Genomic DNA, 8844 nt, shown 5'->3' with positions numbered 1-8844 from the left:
GAGATTGAACCGGGTGGTTGCGGAAGAAGAGACGCGCCGCCTGGAATAAACCGAATATGCCTGGCGGCGATAGCGCGGCGGTCCCACCTGACCCCATGCCGAACTCAGCAGTGAAACGCCGTAGCGCCGATGGTAGTGTGGGGTCTCCCCATGTGAGAGTAGGGAACTGCCAGGCTTTAAATACCGTAGAAACCCCCAGCGAGCGCTGGGGGTTTTTGCGTTTTAAGGGATATCCTATGGATTTCAAGATGCATCGCGGGGGCAAGGGAGTGAATCCGCGGGGGCATAGCGAACGATATGACCGGGATGAGTGCGTGCCGCCAACAAAGAGGCAACTTGAAAGATAACGGGTATATTATTTATTTAACCTGAGATTTGCTTAAGAAGGGAACTCAGTGCCTGAGGCACGATCAAAGTTTTTGCTAAATAACCTGAGTTCTGGTTAAGCAGTCACTAACCTATCCATTTCTGAGCAGGAAATATTCAGTGACGGTTTGTTCTCTTTGAGACAATAAGCGATGAGTCCCCCCAATACATTCAACATTAATCCCTGCACACTACGGTGTCGTGAATGTTTTATCTGAGAAATATTCTTTAATTGATCATTGATGGTTTCTATGATGAAACGCTTTGATAACATCATCTTATCCCACACCGAGAGCGCTTTTGCCTTCATGTTACTGCGCGTATCAGTGGTGAATGTCACACCTGTTGCGTTTAAATCATCAAACAGAGACTGACTGATATATCCCTTGTCGCCGTAAAGTGTTCCTGTTCATCCCGTTGCTAATTCACGCGCGGGCTCCCGATCATCGACATTGCCTGAGGTGAGTTTGGCTGACACAATTTCTCCTTGAGGATTGACTATGAAATGCAACTTAAAACCGAAAACCCCTCCCATTGACCCTTTTCCTCGTTTCGCTATGCCGTCAAACACCTTATGACGAGGGATACGCACATTATGACAAACACGAATGCAGGTGGAGTCGATAAAGGCGAGTCCCGTGGGTTTCCCTTTCACCTGCGTCAAATAACTGCAAAGGGACCCTAAAACCGATGAGACGACGCCCAGAAAGCGGGTATAACTCAGCAGGGTGGGAAAGTCTTGTTGGTGATATTGTTGGACTAATCCAAAGTAAAAGTTTTTAAAATCCCGATAATGTGACATATGAAAGGCAATCACGATGGTCATAATCTCGCTGGCACTCATGCGGCCATGACGTCGGCTATCCTCGATAGACTGTTGTTCCCAGAGTTTCAGGTTAACTTAGTGGATTTCAATTTTCTAATAGCCACGAGACCACGCTATTACTGTGTTTTGAAATTTCCTGAAAATCTTTTCAATCATTTCAGTTTGCGATTTTTCTTACATCGCTAGTACTGGCACGGTCTGGCCGTTTGTCTTGTAGGATTTTAAAACTGAAAAAAATTTTTGATCCAAAACGTGCAGGTGGGTGCGGTGTAGTGCCGTTTATACTCCCGGACCAATAATCGCTTGAACACGGGTTCAAGTCCAGTAGGGATTACCAAATTTAAGCTGTTAGATTAGTATATTAGGCCACTTAAACAAAAGTGGCTTGTTTGATCAAAGGCGGTAAATGTTAAAGGCCACCGGGAGGTGACCCCGATGACCTTAGCTACGTTTACGTTATCTATTTCAAAAATGCACGGATCAGCTCTAAAAGCGCGATTAACGCTTTAAGAACGATGATAGCAGTGTCAATAAAATGCTTTCACTCGTTTGCTCCAGTTAGGAGCACGACTTAACTAGTACTACAGCCGTAGATATCAGAAAGTTGCATTTTCCTTGATGCTCACAACTCTGAGAAACCGCATGAATTAAGCTTTTCTATGGGTGTCTTTTCTGTTGAAAAAAGTAAGTACGGCTGTAGTACTAGAACCAATTGTCCTTTACCACTCTCATTCTGGCTCACGGGCTTATCCGAGTAGAGAAGACTTAGCTTTTTCTGTTTCACCCCAAATTCACCATGTCATTCTTTCTACTGCACCAGAGTCGCGGCTTGAACTGCGTAGCTACCGATATGTACAGGGGCATGCAGTCGAAGAAATCATAAAAATTACTCAGTGAGGAAATAATTATGTCTGTCATGGTTCATATACCGACTATTTTAAGAATATTCACCAATGACCAGAAAACGGTAACCTCTTCTGGTGAAAATGTTTGTGAACTTATTGATAACTTAGATATTTATTTCCCAAGAATTAAAGATCGTTTAGCTTCTTATTATAAGAAAAGTGCATATTTTAGTATTGAAGATAAATCTTATAACTCAATATTAATAATAAGAATATTTTATCAATTAGTCTTGTTACTTTTTTAGAATGTATTGTTTTTAATATTGATAGCTTGTAATTTGACTTCTTATAATTTTGCCTTTTTGTTTTGGTTTTCCTCATTTCTACTGAAAATATCATTGATTTTTAATATGTTTCATTCCATTTTTAATTTAATTTACCTTATTGTTTTTTTATATAAAAAATATAATTTAAAGTATTTTCTATTATAAATACTGAAAATTTATTAACTATTATAATGTTGAACATTGTTGTAGGACCAAAAATGAAATAATTTCAGCTTACTTGTAAATCCTCGACATTTTGTTAATACTTAGTTAGATTTAGCTATCTGGAAGTCTAAGCGTATAAATGGATAAAAAATCGAGGTTATAGCATGCCAATTTGTATACCGGATGAATTACCCGCAGTGAATTTTTTACGAAACGAGAATGTGTTCGTAATGACATCTACTCGTGCAAATATTCAAAATATACGTCCACTAAAGGTATTGCTGCTTAACCTGATGCCAAAGAAAATTGAGACTGAAAATCAATTTCTAAGATTACTATCCAATACGCCTTTACAGGTAGATATCCAGCTATTGAAAATAGATAACCGAAAGTGCAGGAATACGCCTGCTGAACATTTGAATAACTTTTATTGTGATTTCGAGCAGATAAAACACCAAAACTTTGATGGTTTAATTGTCACTGGTGCGCCATTGGGATTAGTCGAATTCGAAGATGTGGCATATTGGAGACAGATTGAAAGAATAATTAGTTGGGCAAAGGAACATGTCACTTCTACCTTATTTATTTGTTGGGCTGTACAAGCCGCTTTGAATATTTTGTATGGTTTGCCGAAGTTTACCAGAGAAGTAAAACTATCAGGTGTTTATTATCACTCTACTCTGGACCCTTTAGCATTATTAACTCGTGGCTTTGATGAATCTTTTTTTGCTCCCCATTCTCGCTATGCAGATTTTCCTGAACAGGTTGTTCGTGAACATACTGATCTGGATATTCTTTCCAGTTCTGAAGATGCGGGGGTGTATTTACTGGCAAGTAAAGATAAACGTATGGTATTTGTAACTGGTCATCCGGAATATGATGCTGGAACGTTGGCTAGTGAATATTTACGCGATTTAGCCGCAGGTTTGTCTCCAAAGATCCCAATAAATTATTTTCCAGATAATAATCCAGAAAGAAAACCACTGGCATCATGGCGTAGTCACGGGCATTTATTGTTTTCCAACTGGCTGAATTATTATGTGTACCAGATCACGCCATATGATCTTACCTACATGAATCCAACACTGGATTAATATCTTTATAAATGGCTGAATTTCAGCCATTTAACCCTCCTGATTTTTTCTGATTTCCTGCCATAACACCTATCAAAATATCGCACTTTTTGTAGTTTTTCTTATATAACAAAAACTTAACCAAATGATCTTGTAATTTATGGAATTAATTTCTCTAATTTAAAATGAGTAATTTGTAATATAACTAATTGTTTTTTATTGAATAAAAATAAATTTTTAAAAAAATGGAAATCGTTTTTGATTTATTTTAAATTTCTATTACTCTTATTCAGGTGTGGCTTAAAATGAGGATGAATGAATGACGCAGCAAACTTTAGCGACTGAATTATCGTTTATTAAACGATTTGGAGCAGCAGAGCAGGAAGTTTTGATACCTGAGGCGGTAGATTTTCTGAAAGATCTGGTTGTTCGGTTTATTGATGCACGGAAAAAATTGTTAGTTGATCGGGATATTTGGCAGAAGAAAATTGATGATGGTGAATTGCCTGATTTTATTTCGGAAACCAGTTCCATTCGTGAAAGTGAATGGGAAATTCAAAATATTCCAGCGGATCTCCGTGATCGTAGAGTAGAAATCACTGGACCAGTAGAACGGAAAATGGTTATCAACGCGTTGAATGCTAATGTAAAAGTTTTCATGGCGGATTTCGAAGATTCCTTAGCACCAGCTTGGGATAAGGTGATTGAAGGGCAAATCAACCTGCGTGATGCGGTTAATGGCACAATTTCTTACGTTAATGAGCAGGGTAAACAGTACCAGTTGCAATCAGATCCTGCTGTTCTGATCGCACGGGTAAGAGGGCTTCATTTACCGGAAAAACATGTTCTCTATCAGAATGAGCCAATTGCCGGTGGATTGTTTGATTTTGCGATCTATTTTTACCACAACTATAAGCAATTGCTGGCAAAGGGGAGCGGCCCCTATTTCTACTTACCAAAAATTCAGTCTTATCACGAAGCTCAGTGGTGGAGTGATGTATTCAGTTTTGCAGAAGATCGTTTTGATCTGCCGAGAGGCACAATCAAAGCAACGGTATTGATTGAAACTCTGCCTGCTGTATTTCAGATGGATGAGATTCTTTATCATCTTCGGCACCATATCGTTGGCCTTAATTGTGGCCGTTGGGATTATATTTTCAGCTACATTAAAACACTGAAAAATCATAGTGATCGGGTTCTGCCTGATCGTCAGTCTGTCACAATGGATCAACCTTTCCTCAGTGCTTATTCCCGTTTGCTGATCAAAACCTGCCATAAGCGCGGAGCATTTGCGATGGGGGGAATGGCTGCTTTTATCCCCAGTAAAGATATTGAACGCAACAATTGGGTACTAGATAAAGTCCGGGCGGATAAAGAGCTGGAAGCACGCAATGGTCATGATGGTACATGGATTGCCCACCCAGGTCTTGCCGACACGGTAATGGAAGTTTTCGATAGGGTCTTGGCAGAGCGGCAAAACCAGTTAGATATTTTCCGTGAAGAAGATGCGCCGATTACCGCAGCTCAATTACTGGAACCTTGCCCTGGCGATCGTACTGAAGAAGGTATGCGGGCCAATATCCGTGTAGCGGTTCAATACATTGAAGCGTGGATTTCAGGAAATGGCTGCGTTCCTATTTATGGTTTGATGGAAGATGCTGCGACAGCCGAAATTTCCCGGACATCTATTTGGCAATGGATTCATCACGAAAAATCATTATCTAACGGTAAAAAAGTGACAAAAAGTTTGTTCAAGCAGATGTTGGCAGAGGAAATGGAGGTTATTAAGCAAGAAGTTGGAGAAACACGTTTCAGTCAAGGGCGATTTAGCGATGCGGCCAAGTTGATGGAGCGCATTACAACTCAGGACGAGCTGATAGATTTCCTGACGTTGCCGGGATATCAATTGCTTGATTAGAGCCCATCCCATTAGGGCTACTGAGAGAAGTTTGAGCAACGAATAATAACAAAACACCATATCCGATTAATTTAACAAAGATAGGAAGTAGAAGTTATGACAATCTCCAGAACTCAACAAATCGCTCAACTGGAACAAGAATGGAAAAGTGACCGTTGGAATGGAATTATCCGTCCGTACAGTGCGGAAGAAGTGGTTAAATTGCGTGGTTCGGTTAATCCAGAACATACATTGGCACAGCTTGGTGCTAAAAAACTGTGGGAACTGCTGCATGGCATGGCAAAGAAAGGCTATGTCAACTCATTAGGTGCATTGACGGGTGGGCAGGCATTACAGCAGGCAAAAGCGGGTATTGAGGCGGTTTATCTTTCTGGTTGGCAAGTTGCGGCTGATGCTAACACCGCATCCAGTATGTATCCTGATCAGTCCCTGTATCCGGTGGATTCAGTCCCGGCGGTGGTAAAACGCATTAATAACAGTTTCCGCCGGGCAGATCAGATTCAGTGGGCGAATGGTATTGGTACTGATCATCAGGAATATATCGATTATTTTCTGCCAATTGTGGCGGATGCGGAAGCAGGATTTGGTGGTGTTCTGAATGCTTTTGAATTGATGAAAGCGATGATTGAAGCGGGTGCTGCGGCTGTTCACTTTGAAGATCAACTGGCAGCGGTGAAAAAATGTGGTCATATGGGCGGTAAAGTTCTGGTTCCGACACAAGAGGCGATTCAAAAATTGGTCGCTGCGCGTTTGGCGGCGGATGTTTCTGGCGTACCGACGCTGTTGATTGCTCGTACCGATGCTGATGCAGCCGATCTGTTAACCTCTGATAGTGACACATATGACAGTGAGTTTATTACCGGCGAACGGACTTTTGAGGGGTTCTTCCGTACCAGAGCGGGCATCGATCAAGCAATTAGTCGTGGTTTGGCTTATGCGCCGTATGCTGACTTGATATGGTGTGAAACATCAACACCTGATATTGAAATGGCCCGTCGTTTTGCTGAGGCGATTCATGCTAAATATCCCGGTAAATTATTAGCTTACAACTGTTCTCCATCGTTCAATTGGAAAAAGAATCTGGATGATAAGACTATTGCGCGTTTCCAGGATGAACTGTCAGCAATGGGTTATAAATTCCAATTTATTACTTTGGCGGGTATCCACAGTATGTGGTTCAACATGTTCGACCTGGCACATGCTTACGCGCAGGGTGAAGGGATGAAACATTATGTGGAGAAGATCCAAGAAAGAGAGTTTGAATCAATTAACCGTGGTTATACCTTCTCTTCTCATCAACAGGAAGTTGGCACGGGTTATTTCGATAAAGTCACAACGATTATTCAAGGGGGAACATCGTCAGTAACCGCATTGACAGGTTCCACAGAAGAACAGCAGTTCTGATTGTTCTATAGCTTATGGATTTCAAGATGGATCGCGACGGCAAGGGAGCGAATCCCCGGGAGCATAGGTAACTATGTGACGTGACCGGGGTGAGTGAGTGCAGCCAACAAAGAGGCAACTTGAAAGATAACGGGTATATTTCTGATTCTATTCAGCCTGCAATAAGCAGGCTGAATATATTGAGGAGTTGCGATGGAGATAGATTCAGCATATTTGATAGCACAAACCATTTTACAAGGATTCGATGCACAATATGGTCGCTTTCTGGAAGTGACTTCAGGCGCACAACAACGCTTTGAACAGGCTGACTGGCACGCTGTACAGCAAGCTATGAAAAAGCGTATCAATCTTTATGATCATCATGTTGGGCTGGTGGTTGAGCAGCTTAAATGTATACATAGTGCTTTCGGATATGATGAAGAGTACATTACCAAGGTAAAGGTTGTTTATACCGGTTTATTACCGGATTATCCCCGGTTTGAAATTGCCGAGAGTTTTTTTAATTCTGTTTATTGCCGTCTATTTGAGCATCGCAATTTGACACCGGATAAATTATTTATTTTTACCTCGCAGCCTGCGCGTAGATTTCGGGATATTCCTCGGCCGTTATCGCGTGACTTTTTCCCTAATGATAATCTTGCTTTAATGTTACGGACAATTCTTAATGATTTGCCGCTGCGTTTACCTTGGGAACATTTAGAGAGAGATATTCGTTATATTACAGACTACTTACAACGGACATTTCCAGTCGAAGAATTACTACAAGCGACTTTTCAAATAGCTAATGAACTGTTTTATCGCAACAAAGCGGCTTGGTTAGTCGGTAAGATCCGCATGGGCAGTCAAGTTTATCCTTTCTTATTACCGATCCATCATAACGAATCTGGGGGGATCTTTATCGATACCTGCCTGACTGATTATGCAGATGCCAGCATTGTATTTGGTTTCGCCCGTTCCTATTTTATGGTTTATGCGCCTTTGCCTGCGGCTTTGGTTGAATGGCTGAGAGAAATTCTGCCTGCCAAATCAACGTCTGAACTTTATATGGCAATCGGCTGCCAGAAGCATGGTAAGACAGAATATTATCGGGAATATCTGGCGTTTATTACCTTCTCCAAAGAGCAACTTATGATTGCTCCCGGAGTTAAAGGGATGGTGATGTTGGTGTTTACTTCGCCTTCATTTGATCGCGTCTTCAAGGTGATTAAAGATAGATTTGCGCCGCAGAAAGAGGTGACTCAGGAGCGGGTACAGGAGTGTTACCGTCTGGTCAAGGAGCATGATCGTGTGGGGAGGATGGCCGACACACAGGAGTTTGAAAATTTCGTTATTGATAAAGCCCGCATCAGTCCTGAACTAATGGAAGAGTTGCAGAAAGAAGTGCCAGAAAAGCTAGAAGATTTGGGTGATAAAATCCTGATTAAACATCTCTATATGGAACGGCGGATGACACCGCTGAATATCTATATGGAACAGGTGGAAGAACAGAAGTTGAAAGATGTCATCGAAGAGTACGGTAATGCGATTAAACAGCTTGCTGCGGCGAATATTTTCCCTGGAGATATGCTGTTTAAAAACTTTGGTGTGACACGGCATGGACGTGTAGTGTTCTACGACTACGATGAAATCTGTTATATGACAGAGGTTAATTTTCGAGATATACCGCCGCCGCGTTACCCAGAAGATGAACTTGCCGGTGAACCGTGGTACAGCGTGGCGCCAAATGATGTTTTTCCTGAAGAATTCCGACATTTTCTTTGCACTGACAGTCGTATTCGCTGTTATTTTGAAGAGATGCATAGTGATTTATTTAAAGCAGACTATTGGCGGGCGTTACAGGAACGGATTAGACGTGGTCATGTGGAAGATGTGTTTGCGTATCGCCGCAAACAGCGGTTCAGTCAACGTACTGAAATAGAAA

The 8844-nt window shown here is 41.5% G+C and carries 7 protein-coding genes, 1 rRNA gene and 1 pseudogene; 7 read left to right on the top strand and 2 right to left on the bottom strand.

Features of this window, described 5'->3' with window-relative positions; all coding sequences use genetic code 11:
• Nucleotides 1–59: 59 nt before the first annotated feature.
• A 5S ribosomal RNA gene (gene rrf, locus LGZ98_RS22365) occupies nucleotides 60–175 on the top strand.
• Nucleotides 176–442: 267 nt separating this feature from the next.
• On the opposite strand, the pseudogene LGZ98_RS22360 reads toward rrf, so the two are convergent.
• Both LGZ98_RS22360 and dinQ read right to left on the bottom strand, forming a co-directional pair.
• Nucleotides 443–1261, bottom strand: a pseudogene (locus LGZ98_RS22360) (IS982 family transposase).
• A 391-nt stretch (nucleotides 1262–1652) separates the two neighbouring features.
• The gene (dinQ, locus tag LGZ98_RS24380) at nucleotides 1653–1724 is read right to left on the bottom strand and encodes a damage-inducible type I toxin DinQ (protein WP_369293964.1); all 72 of its coding nucleotides are present in this window, start codon (nucleotides 1722–1724) and stop codon (nucleotides 1653–1655) included.
• A gap of 143 nt (nucleotides 1725–1867) precedes the next feature.
• Here dinQ and LGZ98_RS22355 point away from each other — a divergent pair, with 143 nt between their 5' ends.
• The 6 genes from LGZ98_RS22355 to aceK all read left to right on the top strand — a co-directional run.
• On the top strand, nucleotides 1868–2089 hold the full coding sequence (locus tag LGZ98_RS22355) for a Mov34/MPN/PAD-1 family protein (protein WP_262978609.1): 222 nt from the start codon (nucleotides 1868–1870) through the stop codon (nucleotides 2087–2089).
• A 10-nt stretch (nucleotides 2090–2099) separates the two neighbouring features.
• The gene (locus tag LGZ98_RS22350) at nucleotides 2100–2342 is read left to right on the top strand and encodes a ubiquitin family protein (protein ID WP_113043520.1); all 243 of its coding nucleotides are present in this window, start codon (nucleotides 2100–2102) and stop codon (nucleotides 2340–2342) included.
• A 350-nt stretch (nucleotides 2343–2692) separates the two neighbouring features.
• Nucleotides 2693–3622 carry a homoserine O-acetyltransferase MetA gene (gene metA, locus LGZ98_RS22345; RefSeq protein ID WP_228902911.1) on the top strand — a complete coding sequence of 310 codons (930 nt, stop codon included), beginning with the start codon at nucleotides 2693–2695 and terminating at the stop codon, nucleotides 3620–3622.
• A gap of 298 nt (nucleotides 3623–3920) precedes the next feature.
• Complete coding sequence (gene aceB / locus LGZ98_RS22340; RefSeq protein WP_113043522.1) at nucleotides 3921–5519, top strand: malate synthase A; 1599 nt, start codon at nucleotides 3921–3923, stop codon at nucleotides 5517–5519.
• A gap of 96 nt (nucleotides 5520–5615) precedes the next feature.
• Nucleotides 5616–6923 carry an isocitrate lyase gene (gene aceA, locus LGZ98_RS22335; protein ID WP_113043523.1) on the top strand — a complete coding sequence of 436 codons (1308 nt, stop codon included), beginning with the start codon at nucleotides 5616–5618 and terminating at the stop codon, nucleotides 6921–6923.
• 192 nt (nucleotides 6924–7115) lie between these two features.
• On the top strand, nucleotides 7116–8844 hold a 1729-nt coding region (gene aceK, locus LGZ98_RS22330; protein ID WP_262978608.1), incomplete at its 3' end, for a bifunctional isocitrate dehydrogenase kinase/phosphatase.

The organism is Photorhabdus kayaii, assembly GCF_025384895.1.
In the GTDB taxonomy this organism is placed as follows: Bacteria; Pseudomonadota; Gammaproteobacteria; order Enterobacterales; family Enterobacteriaceae; genus Photorhabdus; species Photorhabdus kayaii.
This window is presented reverse-complemented; position numbering and strand designations above follow the sequence as displayed.